The sequence below is a fragment of the Nocardioides sp. genome (assembly GCF_036493135.1).
Classification (GTDB): domain Bacteria; phylum Actinomycetota; class Actinomycetes; order Propionibacteriales; family Nocardioidaceae; genus Nocardioides.
Genome location: NZ_DASXQG010000055.1, coordinates 1 through 26,548 on the forward strand (window position 1 = coordinate 1; position 26,548 = coordinate 26,548).

Below are 26,548 nucleotides of genomic sequence, written 5' to 3' on the forward strand. Positions count from 1 at the left end.
CCGCTCATCGCCACCTTGATCACGTCGGCCCCGGACCGCACCATCCGGCGGACGGCGCCGCGCGCCTCGGCCGGCCCGTCGAAGACACCCCGCGGGAGCCATGCCGACCCGAGGAACGACGTGTCGTCACCGGTGGCCGGCGAGAAGTGGTCACCGATCCCCCCGGTCCCGCACAGCTGGGCGAGGCTGACCAGGAGCCGCGGCCCCGGCACGGAACCCTCTTCTATCGCGTCCCGCATCCCCGCGTCGGCTCCCCAGGCGTCGCGGACCGTGGTCACGCCGAGCCGCAGGGTCGTCGCGAGCTCGGGAACGCTGCGCAGGAGGCGCCGGCTGGGCGGCACCTCGCTGTCGAAGGCTCCGCCACCGGCGAACGCCATGTGGGCGTGGCAGTCGATGAGCCCGGGCGTCAGGGTCAGCCCGGCCACGTCGACGTGCTCGTCACCGGTCAGCCCGAGCCCGACCTCGGCGACCAGGCCGTCCTCGATCGCGACGTCGGCCACATGCACCTCGCCGGCCGACGGGTCGAGGACGCTGCCACCTCCGAGGACGCTCCGAGTCATGCGCCGATTGTGGGTCGCGGGGGTCAACGCTGTCACGCGACCGGAGCACCGGCGGCCTGCGCGTGGAGCCGCGCGGTGAGTTCGCGGTCGCCGGCCGTCGCCCAGCGGACGGTGCGGGTGGCGGCCCGGCCGAGGGCGTCGGCGACCCGGTCGTGCGCCACGGGCAGCGTCGGCAGCGCCAGCGGCTCCCGTGTCCACTCCGGCATCAGGCCGACGGCGGCGGCGACCAGCACCCGGTACGGCGGGCGCGCGATGAGGGGGAGCTCCGGCTCGTGGATCAGGTAGGAGACCGCGTCGCGCGCGTGGTCGATCGCGCGGAGCTCCGGCCGGAACCGCTCCACCGCCGCATGGAGCTCCGCCTCGGTCGTGGGCGGGTCGACGACTCCGAGCTTCCGGGAGACGAACGCCGCCTGCGCGACGTACTCGTCGTACCCGGCCTGGTCGAGCGGATGGGCGCCGAACCGTTGATGGGCGAGCAGGAAGCTCTGGATCTCGGCGATGTGCACCCAGGTCAGCAGGTGCGGGTCGTTCGCGTCGTAGGGCGTGCCGTCGGGCATCGTGCCGTGGACGCGGTCGTGGATGGCGCGGACGACGTCGACCGCCTGCTGGGCGTGCTCGGCGGTGCCGAAGGTCGTGACCGCGAGGTAGCGACTGGTCCGGGCGAGCCGTCCCCACATGTCGCCGCGATAGCCGGAGTGCTCGGCGACCGCGGTCATCGCCCCCGGCTGCATCGTCTGGAGCAGCACCGCGCGGATGCCGCCGACGTACATCGAGGCGTCGCCGTGCACGACGGTGATCGGGCTGCCCTGCGGGAACCATCGCGGCCCCGGTGTGCCGTGGATGCGCTCACGATGCGTGGCGCCGTCCGGCCCGGCCACGCGCAGGAACAGCGCCCGGCCGAGTCGCTTGCGGATGCCCACCCTGCCGAGCGTACGGGCGGGAGGAAGTGCGTCTCAGGCGAGCTCGCCGACGAGCCGGTCGACGTCCGGGAGCAGGAACGGCTGCCCGAGGAACTCCTCGATCCCGGCAAGCGACCGGGCACGCGCCTCGGAGTCGTGCGCGGCCAGCCACATGGTCAGGTGGCGGTGGCCGATGTGGTGCAGCTGGGCGACCGTCAGCGCGAAGTCGGCCCGACTCGTGATCCGCCCCGGCCCACCGGCCTCGAGGTAGGCGTCGTAGAGCCGGTGCTCGCGAGCGGCGTCGCCCTGCCCGAGCTCGAACAGGAGCATCCCGATCTCTCGCGAGGGGTCGGCCGGACCGGCGTTGTCGAAGTCGATGATGCACAGGTCACCGGTCGTCGTGCGCCGGAGGTTGTCCGACCACAGATCGAGGTGACAGGTCTGTACCGGACGCATCGGAGTCAGGATCGACTCGACCAGGATCAGCGCGGGAACCACCTCGGCGAGCCGGTCGACGTACGGCGCGCCCGCGGCCAGCGACGCCTTCAGCACGGCCTTCCACTCCGGCTCGCCGATCGGTGCCTCGAACCACTCGTGCACCGCGCCCTGCGGGGGCGCCGGCACGCCGTGCAGCTGCGCCAGCAGGGTGCCGACGGGCCCGGGATCGATGGCGGAGTCGGGCTCCCGGAGGTCGACCCACGAGAAGGCGCGGACGTGCTCGTCGGACAGCCGCACGACGAAGTCCCCGGCCCGGCTGCGCAACGGCTCGGGGGTGGGGATGCCCGACTGCCAGCACCGATGGTGGAACTCGGCGGACACCTCGGCTGCGGCCACATCGGCGGCGTCCAGCGGCTCGAGGTCCTGCTTGACCGCCCAGGTGCCGCGGTCGGTGACCAGGCGACGGATGACGCCGACCTCGCCGCGCGCGAACGGCCCGCTCAGGGTGATCGCGCGGCCGAGCCCGAAGACGAAGGAGACCTCCTGCGCGTCCATGATCAGCTGTCCGCGTCGCGGATCGAGTAGGCGTACCCCTGCTCGGCCAGGAACCGCTGCCGGTTGGCGGCGAACTCGGCGTCGACGGTGTCGCGGCTGACGATCGTGTAGAAGTGTGCGGACTTGCCCTCGGTCTTCGGCCGCAGCAGGCGACCGAGTCGCTGCGCCTCCTCCTGGCGCGACCCGAAGGAGCCCGACACCTGGATCGCGACCTCCGCCGTCGGCAGGTCGATCGAGAAGTTCGCGACCTTCGAGACGACGAGCAGCCCGACGTCGCCGGACCGGAAGGCCTCGAAGAGCCGCTGCCGTTCCTTCACCGGTGTCGCGCCGGTGATCGTGGGCGCGTCCAGCGCGGTGGCGATCTCGTCGAGCTGTTCGAGGTACTGGCCGATCACCAGCGTCGGCTGGTCGGTGTGCTGCGTGACGAGACGGCGGACGACGTCGATCTTGTGGTGGGTGCACGACGCGAGGCGGTAGCGCTCCTCGGGCTCGGCCACGGCGTACGCCATGCGCTCGGACGACGGCAGCGTCACCCGGACCTCGATGCACTCGGCCGGCGCGATCCAGCCCTGCGCCTCGATGTCCTTCCAGGGTGCGTCGTACCGCTTCGGGCCGATCAGCGAGAACACGTCGCCCTCGCGGCCGTCCTCGCGCACCAGGGTCGCGGTCAGCCCGATGCGTCGCCGCGCCTGCAGGTCGGCGGTCATCCGGAAGATCGGCGCGGGCAGCAGGTGCACCTCGTCGTACACGATCAGTCCCCAGTCGCGCGCGTCGAGCAGCTCGAGGTGGGAGTAGACGCCCTTCCGTCGCGTCGTCATCACCTGGTACGTCGCGATCGTCACCGGCCGGATCTCCTTGACCGAGCCGGAGTACTCGCCGATCTCGTCCGCGGTCAGGGACGTCCGCCGGACCAGCTCGTCCTTCCACTGCCGCGCGCTCACGGTGTTGGTGACCAGGATCAACGTCGTCGCCTTGGCGTGCGCCATGGCGGCGGCGCCGACCAGGGTCTTGCCGGCGCCGCACGGCAGGACGACGACGCCCGAGCCCCCGTGCCAGAACGACTCGGCCGCCTCCTTCTGATAGGTGCGCAGCGACCACTCGGTCTGGTCGAGCTCGATCTCGTGGGCCTCGCCGTCGACGTAGCCGGCGTAGTCCTCGGCCGGCCAGCCGATCTTGAGCAGCGCCTGCTTGAGGTTTCCGCGCTCGCTCGGGTGGACGACGACGGTGTCGTCGTCGATGCGGGCGCCGACCATCCCGGCCACCCGCTTCGCCCGCAGCACCTCCTCGAGCACAGGGCGGTCATTGCTGACCAGGACGAGTCCGTGCACCGGGTGCTTCTCCAGCCGCAGCCGCCCGTAGCGGGCCATCGTCTCGGCGACGTCGACCAGCAGCGCGTGGGGCACGGCGTACCGGCTGAACTCCAGCAGCGTGTCGACGACCTGCTCGGCGTCGTGACCCGCGGCGCGGGCGTTCCACAGGCCCAGCGGCGTGAGCCGGTAGGTGTGGATGTGCTCGGGCGAGCGCTCGAGCTCGGCGAACGGCGCGATCGCCTTCCGGCAGTCGTCGGCCCGTTCGTGGTCGACCTCGAGCAGCAGCGTCTTGTCGCTCTGCACGATCAGGGGTCCGGGCAGGGAGTCGGTCATCGCGAGCAAGCGTACGGACAGGGCATACCCGGCGGGTGCGGTACGCCGATAGCGTGCGCGCGTGAGTCCTGACGTCGGCGGTGGCCTGACCGTTCTCTTCATGCCCGAGTCGGCCTACGGACCGACCAACCAGTGCATCGGCCTGGGCAAGGTGCTGCTGGACAAGGGGCACACCGTGGTGTTCGCCGCGGAGGCGTCGTGGGCCGGCAGGCTGACGCCGTACGGCTTCGTCGAGGACCTGGTCGACCTGACCGCGCCCGATCCGGATGCGGGGGCGGAGGCGGCCGGACAGTTCTGGATCGACTTCATCAACGAGACGGCGCCGGAGTTCGCCAAGCCGACCATCGAGCAGCTCGCGACGTTCGTGCAGCCGACGTACCAGGCGCTGATCGACGGCGCCCGCTACTGCGAGCCGCAGCTGCGAGAGATCATCGCTCGCCACCGACCCGACGTGATCGTCGAGGACAACGTCGTCTCGTTCCCGGCGCTGATGACGGCCGGGGCTGCATTCGTCCGGATCGTGTCGTGCAACCCGCTCGAGGTCCGCGGCGACGACATCGCGCCGGTGTTCTCGGGCTACCCCGCCGACGACCGCTCGGGGTGGGCGGACTTCCTGAACGAGTTCGACCGTACGCACGGGGAGACCTGGACGGCGTTCGACGCGTGGTGCCGGGAGCAGGGCGCGCCGGCGCTGCCGACGCGGGACTTCATGCACATCTCGCCGACCGCGAACCTCTACGTCTACCCGCGCGAGCTCGACTACGTCGACGCCCGCCCGCTCGGCCAGACCTGGCACCGGATCGACTCCAGCGTCCGCGAGACCGACGAGCAGTACGTCGTGCCTCCGGGCGTTGCGGATCGGCCGGCAGACAGCGGGCTGGTCTACCTGTCGCTCGGCTCGCTCGGCAGCGCGGACATCGCCCTGATGCAGCGGCTCATCGACGTCCTCGGCACGACCCGACACCGGGTGATCGTCAGCATGGGTCCGCGTGCCGACGAGCTACGGCTGGCCGAGAACATGACCGGCGCCGCGACCCTCCCCCAGACCACGCTGATGCCCCAGGTCGACCTGGTGATCACGCACGGCGGCAACAACACGACCACCGAGGCGATGCACTTCGGGAAGCCGATGATCCTGCTGCCGCTCTTCTGGGACCAGTACGACAACGCCCAGCGGGTGCACGAGCTGGGCTTCGGCGTCCGGCTGGCGACGTACGCGTTCGCCGACGGCGAGCTGGTCGGCGCGGTGGACCGGCTGCTGGCCGACACCGTCCTGCGCGAGCGGATGGCAGCGGTCGGCGCCGACATCCGGGCCCGCGACGGGCTTCGGAAGGGGGCGGAGATCATCGAGCGGGTCGGTCTCGAGCACCGGGCGCCTTCCGGTGGTTGAGGAAGGCGCCCGGTGCCTGTCTCGAAACCACCTCCGTCTGGACGGCACCCACGCGATCCGCGTCGTCGCCGGCGAGCACGGCCACCGTGCCGAGCCGGTGACGTCGGTGGGCGATGCCTGGGTCCGGTCGACCGTGGGCGACGGAGCAGGCCTCGCCGTACTCCACCGTCTCCGCAACCGGATGGCGGTGGAAGAGGGCTTCAGGGTCACCGGGTTCGCGTGGGTCGCGCTCGACGACGAGTCCGAGCGCGCGATGGGCGTCGACCAGACCCACGAGTCGTGGGTCGTCGGAGGGACGATGGTCGTGAAGTGGCTGACCGAGCCGCTGGTCGGCCCCCACCCCGCTGCGGAGCGACTTCGCCGGCTGTCCGAAGCGGGCTTCGCCGACTCGCCGGAGCTCGTGGGCCTGGTGGAGTGGCGCGAGCCCGGCAGCGGTCATTGGGTGCCCGTCGCCGTCGTACAGACCTATCTGCCCGGGACTCGCGACGGCTGGACCTGGGCACTGGACGAGGCTCGTCGAGCCCTCGGGCTCGTCTCCGGTCCTGCGTCTGCGGGCTTCGGAGCCGACCTCGGTGACGTGGTGGGGCGGATGCACCTGGCGCTCGCGGACGACCCGCCGGACCGGATGAGCCCGGACCTGGCCCGGCGGTACGCCGACGAGGCACTGGCCACGCTCGAGCTCGCCGTGCGCATGGTCGAGCGGTACGACCCCGACTCCTTCGTCCTGCTCTCGGAGCACCGTGCCGAGATCGAGGTGGTGCTGGCCGGGCTCGCCGGCACCGCGGGCACGCCCGTGCTGCCGGTGCACGGTGACCTGCACGTCGGCCAGGTGCTGCGCGACGGAGACGGGCGCTACGCGGTGGTCGACTTCGACGGCAACCCGACCCTGCCTCCCGACCTGCGTGCCGCACCCGCTCCTGCGGCCCGGGACGTCGCCGAGATGCTGGCGTCCGTGGAGAACGTCGAGCACGTCGTGCGCCGCTACGGGCCCGACCTGACCGAGGATGCCGGACTCGCGTGGACCACGGGCGAGCAGTCGGCGTTCCGCCAGGGGTACCGGCGAGCGCTCGGCAGCCGCGAGGACCTCTACGACGAGGCGCTCGTCCGGGCCTACGACTGGGAGCAGGTCTGCCGCGAGATCGTCTACGCCGGTGAGCGCGAGTTCCTGGAGTGGTTCTACGTCCCGGCCGCGCAGCTGCGACGGCGCCTCGTCCCGGGGTGAAGCTGACGCGACCAGGTCAGCCCGCAGCAGCCTTCTGGCGGGCGCGGTACGCCGCGACGTTCGCCCGCGAGGAGCAGCGCTCTGAGCAGTACCGGCGCGACTGGTTGGGCGAGGTGTCGACGTACACGTTGGTGCACGGGGTGGCCGCGCAGACCCCGAGCCGGGTCGGCCCGAGGTCGCAGATCAGGTTGGCCAGGCCGAGCAGGGACTCGCCGATCAGCAGGTCGGCAACGCTGGCCGCCTTGTTCGCCACATGGATGTGCAGGCGGGCCGGGTTGTGGTCGGCGATCCGCGGCGTGATCGGGTGGCGCTCGAGCAGCGCGTTGACGACGTCGACCACGCCTTGGGCGTCGTCACGGGCCGAGGCCTCGAACGCCGGCCGAAGGTCCTTCTGGAAACGTCGCAGCACGACCGCGTCGCGATCCGTGACCTGCGCCTGCAGCCACGCGCGTGCGGCGAGGTGCGTGACCACGGAGTCACGGTCGGTCAGGTCCGCGTTGAGCAGACCCGCCGACGACTCGGCGTAACGGATGAAATCCACAGTCCCCAGTCTACGGAGCGGTGTCCACCGGATTGACCGTTCTGATGCGGTGCACGGCGAACTGCCGGACGTCGTCGGCCCGGTGGTCGCGGGCGGTGAGCCAGCCGCCGTCGACGCGCATCGGGTCGACGATCCGTTCGCTCGAGACGCCGTGGTTGTCGACGTAGGCGATCAGCACGGTCCGGCCGGCCTCGACCGCCTCGCGCAGGGCCGCCAGCGAACCGATCGGGGTCAGCTCCTGCGACATGGGCGCGCGGGTCCGGGCGACCCGGTCGCCGGACCGGATCGCGGTGACGACCTGGGACAGGCGTGCCTCCAGCCGGGCGTCCTCGGTACGCCGCGACGTGCCCCGACGATGCGGACGTGCCCGGAGCCGGTCGGGGCGGGCGACGTGGACCGTGCCGTCGATGCTCTCCACCAGCGGCGAGACACCGAGCTCGCGCAGCCGGGGGAGCAGCACGTCCAGGGGCATGGTGCTGACCAGGACGGTCGGCGCGATCCGGCGGAGCCCGAGCGAGGCGGCGCGCGGGTGGTGGAGCACCTCCGCGAGCGCGGTCTCGTCGTCGGCGCGCAGGAACGCCTCGGCATGGCCGACCCGGACGGTGCCGAAGGTCCGCGCGGCGTCGTCGACCAGGTAGCTGAGCGGCTGCGGGACCGGGGTGCGCGAAACGGCGTCGAGGAACGCGTGCACCTCGTGCGCGGCCCAGCCGGCGTCGAACGCGCGGCGTACCGACGAGGCGGTGAAGCGGTAGACGGTCGCCTGGCCCCGCGACTCGACGTCGGCGAGCAGATGGAGGTCGCGGGCACGCTCACGGGTCAGCGGGCCGGGGGCCACCGCCGTCAGGTCGGCCTGGATCAGGACCTCGTCCACCTCCCCGGGCAACAGCGGCGTGAGCAACGGCGCCGGGTCGTCACCGATCAAAATCGCCGCGGCGTACGACGCGAGCCCGCCGAGTGCGACCAGTCCGACCTGGGCCGCCTCCTCCAAGGCGGCCACGACCTGCGGAGCGCGCGACGGCGGTCGGCGCGGTCTTTGCCAGGAGACCCGGGCGACCACCGAAGCCGGGCCGGTGCCGGTGGCCAGCACCTCACCCGCGGGGAGCTCGGCCAGCACGGCGAGCGTCATCGCCCGCGTCTCCGGGGCGATCCGGCTCGTCAGCTCGGGGTCGAGCGAGTTGCGGGCCTTGCCGGCGTCGTCGCGGGTGCCGACCAGGTACGGCAGCCGCTCGGTCTCGAGCCACGCGGTTGCCAAGCGCCGCCAGCGCTGGACCGCGGGCTCCTCGCACCAGCTGTCGAAGGCGTCCGTGGGGGTCCAGGCGGGGTTGCCGTCGGTGTCGGGCCAGGTGGCCACCAACCCGGCGGCGGCCGCGAGCTCGACCAGGAACGCCGTGGCCGCCTCGTCGAGCTGTACGACGTCCGCGGTGGCCTTCAGGTCGCGCGCCGCCACGGCCCCGGTGCGCAGCGCCACCGGCGGAGCGGTGCCCCAATGGTCGACCAGCAGCTCCACCCGGCGTACGACGTCGAACGCCGCGCCGGCCGCGGTGTGGTCGACCAGGTCGGCGGCACGCTCGGACGTCGCGACGCCCGGCGGTACGTCGACGCGCTCGCGGGTCGTATGCCCTCCCCGCAGCGCGATCTGCACCTCCCCGGGGATCTGCACCAGGCCCGGACGACCGGGGACGAGCAGTCCGCGCGACAGCAGCTCCTCGGCCGGGGTGTCCGCGTCGGCCGGCACGATCTGGTGCCGGGCGGACCCGGCATCCGCCTCGCCCGAGCCCGTCTCGACGTGCTCGAGCATCGCCCGGGCGGCGGGGGAGACCTGGCCGATCAGCTCCGCGGCCCGGTCCGGCGTACGCCCGGTCATCGGGTGCAGGTCCGACAGCGACCCGAGCGCGTCGGGCACCCCAGTCAGCGGTCGCAGCCCGGCGGCGCTCTCCCACGCCAGCGCCAGGTCGAGCAGGCGGTGGCAGGCACCCTCGACAGCGGCCCGATCCGCGTCGAGGATGTCCACGAGTTCGGCTTCGGACGTGTGGCCCGTCGACGACAGAGCCACGAGGGCATCAAGGACGGAGAGCTCGAGGCGCGTGAGCAGGTCGAGGGCACGGTTCAGGGACGACCGCGTGGCGGCGCGCGACGCGAGCTGGCTGGAGTCGGCCGGGGCAGGGGTGGAGAGATCGGATCGTTCCCTCAGCAACCCCACGAGCCGATCGTCCGGCCAGCTCCGGAACTGGTCGGCGAGCGAACGGTGTCCCCTGCCCTCGACGGAGCGCGGGGCGGACGAAGTGCCCATCGTCCCCACGCTAGCGGGGTGCTCCCCGCCCGGGTCCGGTCGCGAGACACGATGACCGACACGTCGGAGCCGCGTGGTCGGCGGGTGGACCAGGTCGAGCTGCACTACGGAGTCGCCACCGATGTCGGGCTCGTGCGCGAGGTGAACGAGGACTCCCTGCTGGCGGATCCGCCGGTGTTCGTCGTCGCGGACGGCATGGGCGGTCACGACGGCGGCGACATCGCCAGCCGCATCGTCGTGGAGGAGTTCGCCCGGCTCGCCGAGATCGGGTACGACCCGCGTCGTGGGTCCGACGCCGTGATGGCGACACTGCGGGCCGGCCAGCGCCGCCTCTCGGAGTACGGCGCCACCCACCGCGGCAGCGACGGCGGACGCTGGCACGGCGGCACCACCACCGTGGTCGCCATCCTGGTCGAGGAGGACGACGGCGGCCCGCAGTGGCTGCTGGTCAACCTCGGCGACTCGCGCATCTACCGCTTCAACCGCGGCGAGCTGTACCGGGTGAGCACCGACCACAGCGTCGTGCAGGAGCTGGTCGACTCCGGGCGGATCTCCGAGGAGCAGGCCATGGTGCATCCCGAGCGGCACATCGTGACCCGAGCGCTCGGCGGTCCGGACCCGCTCGATCCGGACTTCTTCGTGGTCCCGCTGGCCCACGCCGAACGGGTTCTGCTGTGCTCCGACGGCGTGACCGACCTCCTCCGCGACGCCGAGATCGCCGAGGTGCTCCGGGGGAACGCCGACCCGCGCGACGCCGCCGAGCGCGTGGTCGCCTGCGCTCTGGCCGCGGGAGGCGTCGACAACGCCACCGCGGTGGTCGTCGATGTGATGGGATTGGCCGACGATCGCACCCACGACTCCCGACGCCAGCGCGAGAGTCTGCACGAGAAGCTGGGAGCACTGCCGTGACCGTGACCCGCACCGTGGTGCCCGGGGACTGGTACGGCGTCCTCGGGGACAGCGTCATCGTCCTGCTGCCACCCTCGGCCAAGGCCCGCGTCGCCGGGCTCTGGGAGACCGTCGACGAAGGCGCGGGCTTCGACGAGGTGCTCGACGCCGTGATCAGCGGCGGGCTCCGCGAGCTGCCCGGGTTCGTCCTGGTCAGCGGCGACGGGCGCGACGTCAAGATCGTGATCCGTGGGGCCGGCGAGGCCGAGCTCACCACGAAGGACGGGACGGTCACGGTGTCCGGGTCTGCGGACACCACCTGGGTCGAGCAGAATGTCGGCGGCGTGACCGGCCTGCGCGTCCGCGTCGCCGACGCCGAGGGCGCGCCGTACACGGTGGGGCCGGGGCTGGTGCGGGTCGCGAGCGTGGAGCATCCCGCGCGCACCGGCGCCGTGACCACCCCCGACGCCGAGGCCGTCGCCGTACCCGTCGAGCCGGCGGAGCCACCGCAGCCACCGCGCCGGGCCCGGATCCTGCCGCCCGATCCCCAGCTGCAGCCCCCTCCGACAGCCGAGCCGACAGCCCTTCCGCCAGCCGAGCAGACACCTGAACCCACTCCCCAGGCGCCCATGCCACCCCCGGTGGCCCCGATCCCGGGGGCGCCGGTGCCCGTGCCCGGCCCGCTCGGCGGCTCGGAGTTCGACCCGCTCACCAGCCCCGACCTCGCCGTCACGCCCGGGTACGACGAGCCTCCCGCGCCCGCGAGCACGGCGATCGCCCGGCTGATCTTCTCCAGCGGAGAGGTCGTCGACGTCGACCGCGCCGTCGTGGTCGGTCGCGCGCCCGATGCCGGTCGGTACGGCGACGACGAGCAGACGCGGGTGGTGACCGTGCCGAGCCCCCACCAGGAGATCTCGTCGACCCACCTGGAGATCCGGCCCGGCACGGGTGCCGACCTCGGCTCGGCCGTGGTCACCGACCTCGGCTCGACCAACGGCACGGTCGTCGTGCAACCCGGTCTCCCGGCCGACGACCTGCGGCCCGGCATCGCCGTCCAGCTGGTCCCCGGCGCCACCATCGACCTCGGGGACGGGGTCACGATCCGGGTCGAGTGAGGACGCTCCGACGCGACGGAGTCGTGGCGGAGCGGCCGGAGCGAGACCGAAGCGAGCTTGCTCGCGAGGTGGCCTGACAGTTCGGAGCGGCCTGCCCCGACCCGGGCCTCAGATCAGCGGCATGATCGCGTCGTACGTCGCGCGGTCGGCCGCCGCGACCAGCGCGCGCGGCGCGGCGCCCTCGACGTCGTGGTCGTCGGTCGGCCGGTACGCGCCGCCGGACTCGGTGCCGAGGAAGCCACCCGCCTCGGTCAGGATCAGCCCGCCGGGCACGTGGTCCCACGGGTTGGCGCGCCCGTAGACGACGTAGTCGGCGTCTCCCTCGGCGAGGTGCGGGTAGTCGATCCCGCATGAGACCCAGGTCAGCTGCAGCGGTCGGAGGTCCTCGGCGAGCGATCGTCCGAGCCACTTGCGGCGTGAGGTGACGCCGCGCAGCTCCGACCGCGGGGGCGTCGGTGGCCGCAGCACCCGCTCACCGTTGCGCCACGCGCCGCCGCCGAGCTCTGCGACGTACGCCCTCTCGTGCTGCGGCTGCCAGATCCAGCCGCGCACGGCCTCGCCGCCCTTCACCTCACCGACCATCACGGCGTGGTCGCGCGAACCGTGCACGAAGTTCTTGGTCCCGTCGACCGGGTCGACGGTGAACGCATGGTCGGCCTCCCAGAACTCCTGCATCAGCGCGTGCTTCCCGGCGTAGGTCTCCTCACCCAGGATCATCGCGTCGGGGTACGCCGCGCGCAGCGCCGCCGTGATCAGCACCTCGGCCTCCCGGTCGGCCGCCGTGACCAGGTCGCCCGGGCCCTTCTCGTCGATCTCGCCCGACGACAACGAGCGGAACCGCGGGTTCACGACCTCCTCGGAGACGTCCTGCAGCAGCCGCAGCACGGCCTCGGTGTCCACGCTCACCACCTTAGTGAGCGAGGACGTTGCGACCCGGCGAAGCCGGCGCGCGACGGCCGGAGCGAATGCCGCCGCGAGCTCGCTCGCAAGGCGATTGACACCGAGCGTAGGTTCCGACCATGGAGTCGTACGCCAAGGGTGAGACCGAGCCGGCCCTGCTGGAGGAGACGATCGGGGCCAACCTGGAGCGCACGGTCGCGGCGTTCCCCGATCGCGAGGCGATGGTGGAGTTCGCGACCGGCAGACGGTGGACCTGGCACGAGTTCTACCGCGACGTGGAGCTGGTGGCCCGTGGCCTGATCGCGGCCGGCGTCGAGAAGGGCGACCGCATCGGCATCTGGGGACCGAACAGCGCCCGCTGGACCCTCACCCAGTACGCCGCGGCCAACATCGGCGCGATCCTGGTCAACGTCAACCCGGCGTACCGCACCCACGAGTTCTCCTACGCGATCAACCAGTCCGGCACCAAGCTCCTGGTCGCGGCCAGCAGCTTCAAGACCAGCGACTACCGCGGCATGGTCGAGGAGACCGCGCCGTCAAACCCCACCCTCGAGCGAGTCGTCTACGTCGACACCGACGACTGGGCCGAGCTGATCGCCGGGGGCGAGCACCTCGACGCCGACGCGATGAACCGACGGATGCATGCCCTCGAGCCGCACGAGCCGATCAACATCCAGTACACCTCGGGGACGACCGGCTATCCCAAGGGCGCGACCCTCAGCCACCGCAACATCCTGAACAACGGCTACTTCACCACCGAGCTGATCGGCTTCACCGAGCAGGACCGGCTGTGCATCCCGGTGCCCTTCTACCACTGCTTCGGCATGGTGATGGCCAACCTCGGCTGCACCAGCCACGGCGCCACGATGGTGATCCCGGCGCCGGGGTTCGACCCGGGGTTGACGCTGGACGCGATCAGCCAGGAGCGGTGCACCGCGGTGTACGGCGTGCCCACGATGTTCATCGCGATGCAGAACCACCCGAGCTTCGCCGAGCACGACCTGTCCAGCCTCCGCACGGGGATCATGGCCGGCTCGATCTGCCCGGTCGAGGTGATGAGGCGCTGCGTCAACGAGATGCACATGGAGGCCGCGTCGATCGCCTACGGGATGACCGAGACGTCGCCGGTCTCGACCCAGACCCGCGCGGACGACGACCTCGAACGCCGTACGTCGTCCATCGGACGCGTCCACCCGCACGTCGAGATCAAGATCGTCGACCCGGTCACCGGCGAGACCGTCGAGCGCGGCCAGACCGGCGAGTTCTGCACCCGCGGGTACTCGGTGATGCTCGGCTACTGGGACGAGCAGGAGAAGACCGCCGAGGCCATCGACGCCGACGGCTGGATGCACACCGGCGACCTCGCCGAGATGCGCGAGGACGGCTACTGCAACATCGTCGGCCGGATCAAGGACATGGTGATCCGCGGCGGCGAGAACGTCTACCCGCGTGAGATCGAGGAGTTCCTCTACGCCCACCCGGACGTCGAGGACGTCCAGGTGATCGGCGTCCCGGACGAGAAGTACGGCGAGGAGCTCGCGGCCTGGATCAAGCTGCGCGACGGCGCCGAGCCGCTGGACGCCGAGCAGGTGCGGGAGTTCTGCACGGGCCGGCTCGCCCACTACAAGATCCCGCGCTACGTGCTGATCGTCGACGAGTTCCCGATGACGGTGACCGGGAAGATCCGGAAGATCCAGATGCGCGAGGAGACGGCCGAGAAGCTGGGGCTGACCGGCACCGGCCACGGCCCGACCTGACGTTGCGTCGGTGCACGACAGGCGGCTGACGGCGTCACGGGCTGCTGGCTAGGTTGGGCACGACCGACCCGTTCCCTTCGGAAGGACGTCTCGTGAGCGACGATCTCCAGCAGCTGGCCGACGAGTACTGGGAAGCCACGCTCCGCTTCCAACCGACGTACCGGCACATGCTCGGTGACTACACAGCCGTCGGCGAGTGGGAGCACGTCAGCCGCGAGGCCGAGGATCGCCACGTCGCCGAGCTGCGCGACCTCGTGTCGCGGGCGGACGCGGTCGACCCGGGTGGGCTGGACGACGACCAGCGGCTCACGCGCGAGGCCATGATCGCTTCGGCGACCACCACCGCGGACCTGACCGCCACCCCGCTGACCGGTCTGGCGGCCAACCCGGTGAGTGGGCCGCAGCGGCAGCTCGCGCTCGTCCTCGGGCTGCTGTCCGTGCCCGACGCGGCCGTCGCCGAGCAGATGCCCGCCAAGCTCGACGGGGTGGGGGAGTACCTCCAGGAGCTGGCCGTGCGCACGCGCGAGACCGCCGCCGGCCGGTGGGTGTCGGCCGAGTTCGCGGTCACCGAGACCCTGGAGCAGCTCGACCGGCTGCTCGCAGGCCCCGTCGAGGACGATCCCGCCGTCGCCGCGGTGAAGATGCCGGACGGGGTCGACGCCGACGCGCTCCGGGCCGAGCTGCTGGCGGCGATGGCGCGCTCGGTCCGACCCGGCTTCGAGGCGTTCCGCAACGCCCTGCGCGAGACCCTTCCGGACGCGCGCTCCGAGGAGCGGTGCGGGCTCTCGTGGCTCCCCGGAGGCGACGAGGCGTACGCCGCGACCCTGCGCTACTTCACCACCACCGACAAGTCCGCCCAGGAGATCCACGAGATCGGCCTCGCCCAGGTGGCCAAGCTCGCGGACGAGTACCGCGCCCTCGGCCCGGAGGTGGTCGGCAGCGACGACCTCGAGACGATCTTCGACGCGATGCGGACCGACCCGAAGCTGCACTTCGAGCACGCCGACGAGCTCGTCGAGCAGTCGAAGGTGGCGCTGGCCCGGGCCGAGGCCGCGATGGGCGAGTGGTTCGAGGTGCTGCCGAAGGCGCCGTGCGCCGTCGAGGGCACGGAGGTCGGCGCGAAGGCGTTCTACTTCGCTCCGGCCACCGACGGGTCCCGGGGCGGCACGTTCTTCGTCAACACCGAGGACGCGTCGTCCTGGGGACGCTTCGAGCTCGAGGCGATGGCCTTCCACGAGGGCGTGCCGGGGCACCATCTCCAGCTGGCGATCGCGGCCGAGCTGCCGGACACGGTGCCGATCTTCCGCAAGCACCTGCACAACTCGGCGTACGCCGAGGGTTGGGGGCTCTACAGCGAGCGCCTCTCAGACGAGATGGGGCTGTACTCCGCCGCGATCGACCGGATGGGGATGTACAGCGCCGACTCGATGCGCGCCTGCCGGCTCGTCGTCGACACCGGCCTGCACGCCCTGGGCTGGAGCCGGCAGCAGGCGATCGACTACATGGTGGCCAACTCGCCGCTGACCGAAGGGGTCTGCCGTCCCGAGGTCGACCGCTACGTCTGCCACCCCGGCCAGGCGACGTCGTACATGGTCGGCCGGCTGGAGATCGAGCGGATCCGCCGCGAGGCCGAGCAGCGGCAGGGCGACCGTTTCGACGTACGCCGCTTCCACTCCGCCGTGCTCGACAGCGGCTCGCTCCCGCTCGGCGTCCTCGACCGGGTGGTCGCGGCCCGGCTGACCTGATCCGCTCTGCTGCGCGGTGCATCGCTGTCGGCTCGCTATCGGTTGGAAACCCGGTGGTGGCGCCGCCTAGGCTTGGCCGTTGCCCCGTGCCTCGGGGCAGGTGGCTAGAAGAGGGATGAACGTGCCGACTGGCAAGGTCAAGTGGTTCGACACCGAGAAGGGCTTCGGGTTCCTGTCGCAGGACGACGGACCCGATGTCTACGTGCGCACCGAGGCGTTGCCGGAGGGCACGACCACGCTGAAGGCCGGCACCCGGGTGGAGTTCGGGATCGCCCAGGGCCGGCGCGGCGACCAGGCGCTCCAGGTGCGGATCCTCGACGCCCCGGCCTCCGTCGTGCGCAACCAGTCGCAGGCACGTCGGAAGAAGCCCGAGGAGATGGCCCCGATCGTCGAGGACCTGATCCGGCTGCTCGACGGCGTGGGCGAGGCCTACCGGCACGGCCGCCATCCGGATCGGAGCCAGGCCCGGCCGACCGCGAAGCTGCTGCGCGCGCTCGCCGACGAGCTCGAGCTCTGAACGCACCCGCGCGGCACTAGTTCGCGGTGGTCGGGGCGGCCGCCGGTGACGGCGTACGTCGTCCAGGGCCGGCGAGCACGAACAGCGACCACCCCACCAGCACCACCGCAGCGGTGGTGAGGCCGAGCCGGGGGTTCGGCGGGAGGGCGATGCCCACGAAGCCGCCGATCACCCAGGCGAGCTGGAGCGTGGTGTCGCTGCGCGCGAAGGCGCTGGTGCGCACTCGGTCGGGCACGTCGCGCTGGATCGTCGAGTCCAGCGACAGCTTGGCCAGGCACTGCGCCAGTCCGGCCACGAAGCCGAGCACGACCAAGGCGAACAGCCCGTAGGCCAGGGCGGCGAGGATCGCCGCGGCTGCCCCCGCCAGCATCGCCAGGACCACCGTGAGCTTCGGGTTCACCCGTTTCATCAGCGATCCCACGGCGATGCCGACGAAGTTGCCGAGGCCTGCCGCGCCGATGACCGCGGCGAGCAGGAACTGGGGCGAGTGACCTGAGATCGGGTGCACGCGCAGCAGGAACGCCATGAAGAGCGTGAGGAAGCCCGAGAGCCAGCGCGGGGCGCAGTTCGCCCGGAGCGCGAACGCCATCGACCCGGGGATGCGCACCTTTCCGTGGACCGGCGCGGGTTCGGCGACCTCCGGGGTCTCGCCCGACAGGAAGCCGATGTCCTCCTCGCCCTGCGTCGAGTCGACGCGGCTGGGAAGCCGGATCGCGAAGACCGTGGCGATGACGAAGACCACGAACGCGTAGCGCAGGGACCACTCCGGCCCGATCGACGACGCACCCACGGCGAGCGGCGCGGAGACCAGCACGCCGACCATCCCGGCCATGGACATCCGCGCGTTGGCGGTGACCAGGGACAGGCCTTCGGGCAGGAGCCGGGGTACGGCGGCCGCGCGCGCGACGTTGTACGCCTTCGAGCCGACCAGCACGCCCAGCGCCGCCGGGAACAGCCAGATGGAGTCGCCGTTGATCGACGACGCGAGCGCCCACACCAAGAAGGCGCGCGCCGCCATCGTCGCGGCGATCGCCCAGCGCCGGCCATGGCTGAAGCGGTCGAGCACCGGCCCGATCAGCGGAGCCACCACCGCGAACGGCAGCATCGTCAGCCCGAGGAACAGCGAGATCTGCCCGCGCGCCTCTCCGGTCGGGATCTGGAAGAACAGCGTGCCGGCCAGCGAGATCGCCACGGCCGCGTCGGCCGCGGCGTTCAGGGCGCCCAGCTCGATCAGCCGCGCCAGGCCGCTGGTGTCCGCCCCCTCGGCCGCGGCGGCTCGGCGCGCGGAGAGGAACGCGAAGCGGCTGAACCGGCCCGTCCCACGGGCCACGGACGCCAGACCACGCCCGGTGCCCTTCACGCCGGAGGTCATGGAGTCCATGGCCGTCCTGCGATCAGACCCCTCGGGCAAGCTCATGGCTCCAGTCTGCACGAGCGCCCTGCGGCAGGGGGCCGAAGCCGCCCCGTTCGCCGTACCCGTGCGGGATCGGTCATCATGGGCCCCATGAGCGGTGACGAGGCCGAGATGTCGACGATGGCGATCGCACGCCCGCGCACCTCCGCGAAGGCCGACGCGGTGGCGGTGGCCGCCGTCGCCGTCGCCCGCGAGGCGCTGCTGGCCGAGGTCGACCCGGCCGACGTCGGCGACCATCTCTCCGTCGACCCCGAGGGCGACCGCGTGGTCACCCACCTCTTCGACTGCCGCCGGTCCGGGTACCTCGGCTGGCGCTGGTCGGTCACCGTCGTGCGGGCCTCCCGGCAGAAGACCGTCACGGTCGCCGAGATCGTGCTGGTCCCGGGCTCCGACGCGATCGTGGCGCCCACGTGGGTGCCTTACCGGGAGCGGATCAAGCCCGGTGACCTGTCGCCCGGCGACCTGCTGCCCGTGGCCGACGACGACCCGCGGCTGGTGCCGACGTACTCCTTCGGTGACGACCCGCTCGACCACGACGACCGCGCCCAGATCCGTACCGTGGCCAAGGATCTCGGCCTCGGCCGCATCCGCACGCTCTCACTCGAGGGGCACGAGGCGGCCGCCCAGCGGTGGTTCGACGGCAACGCCGGCCCCGAGGCGCCGCTCGCGCAGTCCGCGCCCGAGCCGTGCTCGACGTGCGGCTTCCTGATCCGCGTCTCCGGGTCGCTCGCCGAGACGTTCGGGGTGTGCGCGAACGGCGACGCGAACGACGACGGCAAGGTCGTGGCGTTCAGCCACGGCTGCGGGGCCCACTCCGAGGTCCGGTTGGCGAAGCGGCACGAGCCGGTGCCGCTGCCCGACCCCGTGGTCGACGAGCTCGACGACGAGCTCGACACGTTCTGAGGGCCGTCTCGAGATCGACGTGGATCAGGCGGCCGACCCGGCCGACCCGGCTGCCTCGCGCAGGGCGGCGCGGGCACGCTTGCGACGTCGGCAGTACTCCAGGCCGAGCAGCCCGAGTCCGGCCCCGGCGGCGCACGTCCAGAGCATCCAGCCGTGCCCGGCGTCGCGGAGGCGGCCGTAGAACGGGAGCAGAGCGACGAACCCGATCACCCAGAGCGCGACGCCGACCTCGACCGTGCGTACGCCGTCCACGTCGAGGGGCTCCACGTCGGCGACGAGGTAGGTGCGGTTGCCGATCTCGCGGACCGTCGGCTGGTCGTCGCGCAGCTCCATGGGGACCACTCTAGGAGTCGGGCAGGCATCCTGTCCGCGACGCTTCCTGTGCGCGCCGACGTCTGGCATGCTGCCGCCCGTGACGGATCAGCCCGAGGGCGAGAGCACGACCCGAAGCCAGTCGTCCGACCGGACCAAGCGCGGTCCCACACCTCGGCGAGATGCCCCTCGCGGACATCAGACCGCGCTGGACCGGTTCTTCAAGATCGGTGAGCGCGGCTCCACGGCCGAGCGGGAGATCCGCGGTGGCGTCGTCACGTTCTTCACGATGGCCTACATCATCGTGCTGAACCCGCTGATCCTCGGCTTCGCGCCCGACGTGAACGGGCACTTCCTCGGCGGCGGGACGGGCGACGGCTCCAACCTGCCCGCGATCGCCGCCGGGACCTCTCTCGTGGCGGGCGTGATGACGATCCTGATGGGTGTCGTCGCGAACTACCCCCTCGCGCTGGCCACCGGGCTGGGTCTGAACGCGTTCCTCGCCGTGTCCGTGGCGGCCCAGATGAGCTGGTCCGACGCGATGGGCCTGATCGTCCTCGAAGGACTGGTCATCCTGGTCCTGGTGCTGACGGGCTTCCGGACGGCGGTCTTCCACGCCGTACCCGCCCAGCTGAAGCTCGCCATCTCGGTGGGCATCGGCCTGTTCATCGCGTTCATCGGCTTCGTCGACGCCGGCTTCGTACGCCGGGTCCCCGACGCCGCGCACAGCACCGTGCCGGTCCAGCCCGGCACCGGTTTCTACCTCCAGGGCTGGCCCGTCTTCGTCTTCGCGATCGGCCTGGCCCTGGTGATCACCTTGTGGGTCCTGCGGGTGCGCGGCGCGATCCTGCTGGCGATCCTCGCCACCACCGTCCTGGCGATCATCGTGGAGAGCATCGGCAACTTCGGCTCGAGCGCCGACAACCCGGTCGGCGGCTGGAGCCTGAACGTCCCGAAGTGGCCCGACAAGATCATCGAGACACCGCACTTCGACACGCTCGGGCACTTCAACCTGCTCGGGTCGTTCCAGTCCGTGGGCGTCGTGACCGCCCTGCTGCTGATCTTCACGCTGATGCTCGCCGACTTCTTCGACACCATGGGCACGATGACCGCGATCGGTGCCGAGGCCGGGCTCCTGGACTCCGAGGGCATACCCCCGAGCACCCAGCGGATCCTGGTCGTCGACTCCCTCGCGGCCGCGGCCGGTGGTGCCGCCGGTGTCTCGTCGAACACGTCGTACATCGAGAGCGCGTCCGGGGTCGGCGAGGGCGCTCGCACGGGGCTGGCGTCCGTGGTGACCGGCGTGCTCTTCCTGTTCTCGATCTTCCTGGCGCCGCTGGTCAGCGTCATCCCGAGCGAGGCGGCCGTTCCCGCGCTGGTGCTGGTCGGCTTCCTGATGATGCAGCAGGTCGCGGGCATCAGCTGGGACGACCTGGAGATCGCCATCCCGGCGTTCCTCACCATCATCCTGATGCCGTTCACCTACTCCATCAGCATCGGCATCGGGGCCGGCTTCCTGGCCTACGTCCTGATCAAGGCGGTCAAGGGCAAGTCCGCCCAGGTCCACCCCCTGCTCTGGGTCGTCGCCGGCCTGTTCCTCCTCTACTTCGCCATCCACCCCATCACCGTCCTCTTCACCTGACCGCCGAGGTGGCACTTCTCCACTGCCGAAGTGGGGGTTCTCCGCCACCGACGTGCGAGTACTCCCGCCGGGCCTGACCGGGAAGTCCCCCTTCGCCCCCGGACTTCTCCCACTTCGGCGCGGGACAACTCCCACTTGGGCGCGGGACAACTCCCACTTCGGCGGAATGGTTAGCGAGGGTAATGAGTTATGCTAACGACATGCCCACCCTCCAGATGGCTGCCCGGAGCGATGCCGGGCTCGCGAGCGAGCTGCGCCTCAGCGTGATGCGCCTGCGCCGGCGGCTGGCCGGCGAGCGGCATCCCGACAACTCCCTGAGCATGGGTGCGATGGCGGTGCTCGGGTGTCTGTTCCGCAACGGCGACCTCACCGTCGGAGAGCTGGCCTCCCACGAGCGGATCCAGCCGCCGAGCATGACCCGCATCGTCAACGCGCTCGAGGAGGGCGGCTTCGTCGTACGGCGTGCGCACGAGACCGACGGCCGCCAGGTCGTCGTCGTCCTCTCCGAGAAGGGCCGTACGACGCTCCTGGCCGACCGCGCCCGCCGCGACGCCTGGCTGGCCCGCCGCCTGCGCGAGCTCACCACCGACGAGCGCGACACCCTCCGCCGGGCCGCGCCGCTGCTGGAGCGGCTCGCCACCACCGACTGACCACGACCGCACCACCACTGAAAGCTGATCTTGAGTCCCACCTTCCGAGCCCTCCACAACCCGAACTACCGGCGCTACGCGCTCGGCAGTCTCGTGTCCAACACCGGCACCTGGATGCAGCGTGTCGCGCAGGACTGGCTGGTGCTCCGCCTCACAGACGGCAGCGGCACCGCCCTCGGCATCACCACCGGCCTGCAGTTCCTGCCGGTGCTGCTCCTCTCGCCGTACGCCGGGGTCATCGCCGACCGCTTCCCGAAGCGCCGGCTCCTCCAGCTCACCCAGCTGACCATGGCGCTCGCCTCCCTGGTCCTCGGTGTGCTCGCGGTCGCGGGCGTGGCCGAGGTCTGGCACGTGTACCTGATCGCGTTCCTCTTCGGCATCGGCTCGGCCTTCGACGCACCCGCCCGCCAGTCGTTCGTCTCCGAGTTGGTCGGCCCCGACGACCTCACCAACGCCGTCGGCCTCAACTCCGCGACGTTCAACACCGCCCGCATCATCGGCCCGGGCGTGGCCGGCCTGATGATCGGCGCCCTGGGCGGCGGAGCCTGGGCGACGGGCTGGGTGATCCTGATCAACGCCCTGTCTTACGGCGCGGTCATCTGGCAGCTCGAACACATGGACACCGCGCTGCTCAACTCGCCGAAGCCGGTCGCGCGCAGCCCGGGGATGCTGCTCGAGGGCGTCCGCTACGTCCGCAGCCAGCCGAAGATGATGGCGATCCTGGTGATGGTGTTCTTCGCCGGGAGCTTCGGGATGAACTTCCAGATCACCTCGGCCCTGATGGCCACCCACGTCTTCGGCAAGGGCGCCGGAGAGTTCGGCATCCTCGGCTCCGCGATGGCCGTCGGCTCCCTGGCCGGCGCGCTCCTGGCCGCCCGCCGAGTACACATCCGGCTACGGCTGGTGGCCGGGGCAGCCATCGGTTTCGGCATGGCGGAGATGGTCGCCGGGCTGATGCCGACGTACCTCGCGTTCGCCCTGATGTGCCCGGTCATCGGTCTGTTCGCACTGACCATGCTCAACTCCGCCAACGCGACCATGCAGCTGGAGTCGCAGCCGGCCCTGCGCGGGCGGGTGATGGCGCTCTACATGACCATCGTCATGGGCGGCACTCCGATCGGCTCCCCGATCATCGGCTGGGTCGGCGAGCACTTCGGGGCCCGGTGGACGCTTCTCGGCGGCGGAATGCTCACGATCCTGGGAGTCGCCCTGGCGGTGGCGCTCTTCGCGCGTCCCCGCCGCGACGAGGCGGACGCCGAGCCGGAGAGGGTCGCGGTCCAGGCGGCCTGACCTGGCATCTCGGGCCGGCTCGGCCCCGTCCGGGGGCCGCCCGGGACGACGTATCTCGTTTTGGTGCGTACGCACAACCCGAGTAGCCTTGAGGACCGTGTCCGGCACGTCCGGGCTCATCTGCGTGCCCAGCCTCGCGTCGTCGCCGGTGCGGCGGCCGCGGACACCGCCGGACACCGCATCACGTGGCATCACACCAAGGCACACCGCACCAGGCAACACGATCGTGCCCGGCAAAGCGCCGGGTACTGAGGTAGGGACAAGAAAGGGAACCACCTAGTGCCCACCATCCAGCAGTTGGTCCGCAAGGGCCGCCAGGACAAGCCGTCGAAGTCCAAGACGCCGGCCCTCAAGGGGAGTCCGCAGCGTCGCGGCGTTTGCACCCGCGTCTACACCACCACCCCGAAGAAGCCGAACTCCGCCCTGCGCAAGGTCGCCCGCGTGCGCCTGTCCAGCGGCGTCGAGGTCACGGCCTACATCCCGGGTGTCGGCCACAACCTCCAGGAGCACTCGATCGTGCTCGTCCGCGGCGGCCGGGTGAAGGACCTCCCTGGTGTCCGCTACAAGATCATCCGCGGCACGCTCGACACCCAGGGCGTGAAGAACCGCAAGCAGGCTCGCAGCCGGTACGGCGCGAAGAAGGAGAAGGCCTGATGCCCCGCAAGGGTCCCGCCCCGAAGCGGCCGCTCGACGTCGACCCCGTGTTCGGGTCGCAGCTGGTGACACAGCTGGTCTCCAAGGTGCTCAAGGACGGCAAGAAGCAGGTCGCCCAGCGCATCGTCTACACCGCGCTCGAAGGCTGCCGTGAGAAGACCGGCACCGATCCCGTGGTCACGCTCAAACGCGCCATGGACAACGTGAAGCCGGCCATCGAGGTCAAGTCCCGCCGTGTCGGTGGCGCGACCTACCAGGTGCCGATCGAGGTCAAGGGAACACGCGGGACCACGCTGGCGTTGCGCTGGTTGGTCGGGTATGCCGCGGACCGTCGTGAGAAGACCATGTCCGAGCGCCTGATGAACGAGATCCTCGACGCCTCCAACGGCCTCGGTGCCGCAGTGAAGAAGCGCGAGGACACCCACAAGATGGCCGAGTCCAACAAGGCCTTCGCCCACTACCGCTGGTGACCCGACGGCGTACGCCGGCCCCACCGGGCCGGTGCGCCGGAGCACCACAGACCATTCCTACCTAAGGAAACGAACCGACAGTGGCTGTCGACATCACCACGGACCTGAAGAAGGTCCGCAACATCGGCATCATGGCGCACATCGATGCCGGCAAGACCACCACCACCGAGCGCATCCTCTTCTACACCGGCATCACCTACAAGATCGGTGAGGTCCACGAGGGCGCCGCCACGATGGACTGGATGGAGCAGGAGCAGGAGCGCGGCATCACGATCACGTCGGCCGCGACGACCTGCTGGTGGAAGGACCACCAGATCAACATCATCGACACCCCCGGTCACGTGGACTTCACCGCCGAGGTCGAGCGCTCGCTGCGCGTCCTCGACGGCGCCGTTGCCGTCTTCGACGGTGTGGCCGGTGTCGAGCCGCAGACGATGACCGTGTGGCGGCAGGCGAACAAGTACGCCGTCCCGCGGATGTGTTTCGTGAACAAGCTGGACCGCACTGGCGCGGACTTCTTCCGTTGCGTCGACATGATGGTCGAGCGGCTGAACTCCACTCCGCTGGTGCTCCAGCTCCCGATCGGCGCCGAGGCCGACTTCCTCGGTGTCGTCGACCTGGTCGGCATGCGTGCCCTGACCTGGCGCGGCGAGACCACGATGGGCGAGGACTACGAGGTCGAGGAGATCCCGGAGTCCATGCGCGCCCAGGTCGATGAGTACCGCGAGAAGTTCCTCGAGACGCTCGCCGAGGCCGATGACGAGATCATGGAGAAGTACCTCGACGGCGACGACCTCTCCGTCGAGGAGCTCGAGGCGGCGATCCGGCGCGCCACGCTGGCCGACAAGGTCAACCCGGTGCTGTGCGGCACGGCGTTCAAGAACAAGGGCGTGCAGCCCCTGCTCGACGCCGTCGTGAAGTTCCTGCCGAGCCCGCTGGACATCAACGCGATCGTCGGCCACAAGGTCAACAACGAGGACGAGAAGGTCGAGCGGATGCCCGCGGACGACCAGCCGTTCTCCGGCCTGGCCTACAAGATCGCCAGCGACCCCCACCTCGGCAAGCTGATCTACGTGCGCGTCTACTCCGGGAAGCTGGAGGCCGGTGCGACCGTCCTGAACTCGGTCACGGGGAAGAAGGAGCGGATCGGCAAGGTCTACCAGATGCACGCCAACAAGCGTGAGGAGATCGCGTCGGTCGGCGCCGGACAGATCGTGGCCGTGATGGGTCTGAAGGACACCAAGACCGGTCACACGCTGTGCGACATGCAGAACCCCGTCGTCCTCGAGTCGATGTCGTTCCCGGCACCGGTGATCGAGGTCGCGATCGAGCCCAAGACGAAGAGCGACCAGGAGAAGCTCGGCACCGCGATCCAGCGGCTCTCCGACGAGGATCCGACGTTCACCGTCAAGACCGACGAGGAGACCGGCCAGACGATCATCGCCGGCATGGGCGAGCTCCACCTGGAGATCCTCGTCGACCGGATGAAGCGCGAGTTCCGGGTCGAGGCCACCGTCGGCAAGCCGCAGGTCGCCTACCGCGAGACGCTGCGCAAGGTCGTCGCGAACCACAGCTACACCCACAAGAAGCAGACCGGTGGATCCGGTCAGTTCGCGAAGGTGGTCGTCACCCTCGAGCCGAGCATCGACCCCGAGACCGGGCAGGGTGCCGGCTACGAGTTCGTGAACAACGTGTCCGGCGGCCGCATCCCGCGCGAGTACATCCCGTCGGTCGACCAGGGCGGCCAGGACGCCATGGAGTTCGGCGTGCTCGCCGGCTACCCGATGGTCGACGTGAAGTTCACGCTCGAGGACGGCGCCTACCACGACGTCGACTCCTCGGAGCTGGCCTTCAAGATCGCCGGCAACCAGGCCTTCAAGGAGGCCGCGCGGATGGCCAAGCCCGTGCTGCTCGAGCCGATGTTCGCCGTCGAGGTGATCACTCCGGACACGTTCCTGGGCACGGTCATCGGCGACATCAACAGCCGGCGCGGTCAGATCCAGTCGCAGGAGGAGCGCCACGGTGACATGGTCATCAACGCGCTCGTGCCCCTGTCCGAGATGTTCGGGTACGTCGGCGACCTGAGGTCCAAGACCTCGGGCCAGGCGTCGTACTCGATGGAGTTCGACTCGTACGCCGAGGTCCCCACGGGCATCGCCGACGAGATCGTCAAGAAGGTCCGCGGCGAGTGATCCCAGCGGGTTGCCGGGCCGCTCAGATGATCGAGCAGCCCGGCCACGCAGGGGTCATTTGGCCGGACCCTCGGCATGCAGCAGAATCTACGAGTCAAGTGACAACAACAGGAGGAGCCCACAGTGGCTAAGGCGAAGTTCGAGCGGACCAAGCCGCACGTCAACATCGGCACGATCGGTCACATCGACCACGGCAAGACCACCTTGACCGCGGCGATCACCAAGGTCCTGCACGACCAGCACCCCGACCTGAATCCCTTCACGCCGTTCGACGAGATCGACAAGGCGCCGGAGGAGCGTCAGCGCGGTATCACCATCTCCATCGCGCACGTGGAGTACCAGACCGAGGCGCGCCACTACGCCCACGTCGACTGCCCCGGACACGCCGACTACATCAAGAACATGATCACCGGCGCTGCTCAGATGGACGGCGCGATCCTCGTGGTCGCCGCCACCGACGGCCCCATGCCGCAGACGCGTGAGCACGTGCTGCTCGCCCGTCAGGTCGGCGTGCCGGCGATCGTGGTCGCGCTGAACAAGTGCGACATGGTCGACGACGAG

General features: G+C 70.9%; 24 protein-coding genes. 15 read left to right on the forward strand and 9 right to left on the reverse strand.

Translation table 11 applies throughout. The features are described from left to right. The 4 genes from VGJ24_RS10055 to VGJ24_RS10070 form a co-directional block, all read right to left on the reverse strand. Window positions 1–560, reverse strand: a 560-nt coding sequence (locus VGJ24_RS10055; RefSeq protein ID WP_331500432.1) for an amidohydrolase family protein, incomplete at its 3' end; no start/stop codon positions are given. A 32-nt stretch (window positions 561–592) separates the two neighbouring features. Next, window positions 593–1,480 carry an oxygenase MpaB family protein gene (locus tag VGJ24_RS10060; RefSeq protein WP_331500433.1) on the reverse strand — a complete coding sequence of 296 codons (888 nt, stop codon included), beginning with the start codon at window positions 1,478–1,480 and terminating at the stop codon, window positions 593–595. Between the two features lie 33 nt (window positions 1,481–1,513). Beyond that, entirely contained in the window at window positions 1,514–2,452 is a 939-nt protein-coding gene (locus VGJ24_RS10065; protein ID WP_331500434.1) for a phosphotransferase enzyme family protein, read from the reverse strand. 2 nt (window positions 2,453–2,454) lie between these two features. Beyond that, window positions 2,455–4,095, reverse strand: coding sequence for a DNA repair helicase XPB (locus VGJ24_RS10070; RefSeq protein ID WP_331500436.1), 1,641 nt, complete (start codon window positions 4,093–4,095; stop codon window positions 2,455–2,457). A gap of 61 nt (window positions 4,096–4,156) precedes the next feature. Between VGJ24_RS10070 and VGJ24_RS10075 the strand changes: the two genes are divergently transcribed. Together VGJ24_RS10075 and VGJ24_RS10080 are read left to right on the forward strand one after the other, a co-directional pair. Further along, the gene (locus tag VGJ24_RS10075; RefSeq protein WP_331500437.1) at window positions 4,157–5,485 is read left to right on the forward strand and encodes a nucleotide disphospho-sugar-binding domain-containing protein; all 1,329 of its coding nucleotides are present in this window, start codon (window positions 4,157–4,159) and stop codon (window positions 5,483–5,485) included. Beyond that, complete coding sequence (locus tag VGJ24_RS10080) at window positions 5,478–6,707, forward strand: phosphotransferase (RefSeq protein ID WP_331500438.1); 1,230 nt, start codon at window positions 5,478–5,480, stop codon at window positions 6,705–6,707. The genes VGJ24_RS10075 and VGJ24_RS10080 overlap by 8 nt, the downstream gene beginning before the upstream one ends. 16 nt (window positions 6,708–6,723) lie before the next feature. Here VGJ24_RS10080 and VGJ24_RS10085 read toward each other — a convergent pair whose 3' ends face one another. Both VGJ24_RS10085 and VGJ24_RS10090 read right to left on the reverse strand, forming a co-directional pair. Next, complete coding sequence (locus VGJ24_RS10085) at window positions 6,724–7,248, reverse strand: CGNR zinc finger domain-containing protein (protein WP_331500439.1); 525 nt, start codon at window positions 7,246–7,248, stop codon at window positions 6,724–6,726. Window positions 7,249–7,258: 10 nt separating this feature from the next. Further along, complete coding sequence (locus tag VGJ24_RS10090; protein ID WP_331500440.1) at window positions 7,259–9,538, reverse strand: helicase C-terminal domain-containing protein; 2,280 nt, start codon at window positions 9,536–9,538, stop codon at window positions 7,259–7,261. Window positions 9,539–9,589: 51 nt separating this feature from the next. On the opposite strand from VGJ24_RS10090, the gene VGJ24_RS10095 reads away from it, so the two are divergent. Then, complete coding sequence (locus VGJ24_RS10095; RefSeq protein WP_331500442.1) at window positions 9,590–10,447, forward strand: PP2C family protein-serine/threonine phosphatase; 858 nt, start codon at window positions 9,590–9,592, stop codon at window positions 10,445–10,447. Then, complete coding sequence (locus tag VGJ24_RS10100; protein WP_331500443.1) at window positions 10,444–11,541, forward strand: FHA domain-containing protein; 1,098 nt, start codon at window positions 10,444–10,446, stop codon at window positions 11,539–11,541. Before VGJ24_RS10095 ends, VGJ24_RS10100 begins: the two co-directional genes overlap by 4 nt. Before the next feature lie 108 nt (window positions 11,542–11,649). On the opposite strand, the gene VGJ24_RS10105 is transcribed toward VGJ24_RS10100, so the two are convergent. Continuing rightward, complete coding sequence (locus tag VGJ24_RS10105; RefSeq protein ID WP_331500444.1) at window positions 11,650–12,441, reverse strand: inositol monophosphatase; 792 nt, start codon at window positions 12,439–12,441, stop codon at window positions 11,650–11,652. 119 nt (window positions 12,442–12,560) lie between these two features. Between VGJ24_RS10105 and VGJ24_RS10110 the strand changes: the two genes are divergently transcribed. The 3 genes from VGJ24_RS10110 (at window position 12,561) to VGJ24_RS10120 (ending at window position 16,460) form a co-directional block, all read left to right on the forward strand. Continuing rightward, a complete protein-coding gene (locus tag VGJ24_RS10110; protein ID WP_331500445.1) occupies window positions 12,561–14,198 on the forward strand; it encodes an AMP-binding protein in 1,638 nt (545 codons plus the stop codon). Window positions 14,199–14,290: 92 nt separating this feature from the next. Next, window positions 14,291–15,943 carry a DUF885 domain-containing protein gene (locus VGJ24_RS10115; protein ID WP_331500446.1) on the forward strand — a complete coding sequence of 551 codons (1,653 nt, stop codon included), beginning with the start codon at window positions 14,291–14,293 and terminating at the stop codon, window positions 15,941–15,943. Window positions 15,944–16,064: 121 nt separating this feature from the next. Further along, entirely contained in the window at window positions 16,065–16,460 is a 396-nt protein-coding gene (locus tag VGJ24_RS10120; RefSeq protein WP_331500457.1) for a cold-shock protein, read from the forward strand. A gap of 16 nt (window positions 16,461–16,476) precedes the next feature. Here the strand turns inward: VGJ24_RS10120 and VGJ24_RS10125 are convergent, their stop codons facing one another. Next, a complete protein-coding gene (locus VGJ24_RS10125) occupies window positions 16,477–17,877 on the reverse strand; it encodes an MFS transporter (RefSeq protein ID WP_331500447.1) in 1,401 nt (466 codons plus the stop codon). A gap of 87 nt (window positions 17,878–17,964) precedes the next feature. Here VGJ24_RS10125 and VGJ24_RS10130 point away from each other — a divergent pair, with 87 nt between their 5' ends. Then, complete coding sequence (locus tag VGJ24_RS10130) at window positions 17,965–18,777, forward strand: DUF3027 domain-containing protein (protein WP_331500448.1); 813 nt, start codon at window positions 17,965–17,967, stop codon at window positions 18,775–18,777. Window positions 18,778–18,801: 24 nt separating this feature from the next. On the opposite strand, the gene VGJ24_RS10135 is transcribed toward VGJ24_RS10130, so the two are convergent. Beyond that, the gene (locus VGJ24_RS10135) at window positions 18,802–19,110 is read right to left on the reverse strand and encodes a DUF2530 domain-containing protein (RefSeq protein ID WP_331500449.1); all 309 of its coding nucleotides are present in this window, start codon (window positions 19,108–19,110) and stop codon (window positions 18,802–18,804) included. A 187-nt stretch (window positions 19,111–19,297) separates the two neighbouring features. Here VGJ24_RS10135 and VGJ24_RS10140 point away from each other — a divergent pair, with 187 nt between their 5' ends. The 7 genes from VGJ24_RS10140 to VGJ24_RS10170 all read left to right on the forward strand — a co-directional run. Further along, entirely contained in the window at window positions 19,298–20,731 is a 1,434-nt protein-coding gene (locus VGJ24_RS10140; protein WP_331500458.1) for an NCS2 family permease, read from the forward strand. Between the two features lie 200 nt (window positions 20,732–20,931). Next, window positions 20,932–21,381: a MarR family transcriptional regulator gene (locus tag VGJ24_RS10145; RefSeq protein WP_331500450.1), complete on the forward strand. Its 450-nt coding sequence runs from the start codon at window positions 20,932–20,934 to the stop codon at window positions 21,379–21,381. Between the two features lie 30 nt (window positions 21,382–21,411). Then, window positions 21,412–22,671: an MFS transporter gene (locus VGJ24_RS10150; RefSeq protein WP_331500452.1), complete on the forward strand. Its 1,260-nt coding sequence runs from the start codon at window positions 21,412–21,414 to the stop codon at window positions 22,669–22,671. A 279-nt stretch (window positions 22,672–22,950) separates the two neighbouring features. Further along, window positions 22,951–23,325, forward strand: coding sequence for a 30S ribosomal protein S12 (gene rpsL, locus VGJ24_RS10155; RefSeq protein WP_331500453.1), 375 nt, complete (start codon window positions 22,951–22,953; stop codon window positions 23,323–23,325). After that, complete coding sequence (gene rpsG, locus VGJ24_RS10160; protein ID WP_331500454.1) at window positions 23,325–23,795, forward strand: 30S ribosomal protein S7; 471 nt, start codon at window positions 23,325–23,327, stop codon at window positions 23,793–23,795. The genes rpsL and rpsG overlap by 1 nt, the downstream gene beginning before the upstream one ends. Before the next feature lie 80 nt (window positions 23,796–23,875). After that, window positions 23,876–25,987 (forward strand): elongation factor G, encoded by a 2,112-nt coding sequence (gene fusA, locus VGJ24_RS10165; protein ID WP_331500455.1) that lies wholly within the window; start codon window positions 23,876–23,878, stop codon window positions 25,985–25,987. Window positions 25,988–26,110: 123 nt separating this feature from the next. After that, window positions 26,111–26,548 (forward strand): GTP-binding protein (locus VGJ24_RS10170; RefSeq protein WP_331500456.1); only part of this gene is annotated, 438 nt, incomplete at its 3' end.

What these genes read in the sequence shown, in the direction of transcription:
- VGJ24_RS10065 (WP_331500434.1), bottom strand. Translation starts at nt 2,452, where the DNA reads ATGGACGCGCAGGAGGTCTCCTTCGTCTTCGGGCTCGGCCGCGCGATC.
- VGJ24_RS10070 (WP_331500436.1), bottom strand. Translation starts at nt 4,095, where the DNA reads ATGACCGACTCCCTGCCCGGACCCCTGATCGTGCAGAGCGACAAGACG.
- VGJ24_RS10090 (WP_331500440.1), bottom strand. Translation starts at nt 9,538, where the DNA reads ATGGGCACTTCGTCCGCCCCGCGCTCCGTCGAGGGCAGGGGACACCGT.
- VGJ24_RS10095 (WP_331500442.1), top strand. Translation starts at nt 9,590, where the DNA reads ATGACCGACACGTCGGAGCCGCGTGGTCGGCGGGTGGACCAGGTCGAG.
- VGJ24_RS10110 (WP_331500445.1), top strand. Translation starts at nt 12,561, where the DNA reads ATGGAGTCGTACGCCAAGGGTGAGACCGAGCCGGCCCTGCTGGAGGAG.
- VGJ24_RS10125 (WP_331500447.1), bottom strand. Translation starts at nt 17,877, where the DNA reads ATGAGCTTGCCCGAGGGGTCTGATCGCAGGACGGCCATGGACTCCATG.
- VGJ24_RS10130 (WP_331500448.1), top strand. Translation starts at nt 17,965, where the DNA reads ATGAGCGGTGACGAGGCCGAGATGTCGACGATGGCGATCGCACGCCCG.
- VGJ24_RS10135 (WP_331500449.1), bottom strand. Translation starts at nt 19,110, where the DNA reads ATGGAGCTGCGCGACGACCAGCCGACGGTCCGCGAGATCGGCAACCGC.
- VGJ24_RS10145 (WP_331500450.1), top strand. Translation starts at nt 20,932, where the DNA reads ATGCCCACCCTCCAGATGGCTGCCCGGAGCGATGCCGGGCTCGCGAGC.
- rpsG (WP_331500454.1), top strand. Translation starts at nt 23,325, where the DNA reads ATGCCCCGCAAGGGTCCCGCCCCGAAGCGGCCGCTCGACGTCGACCCC.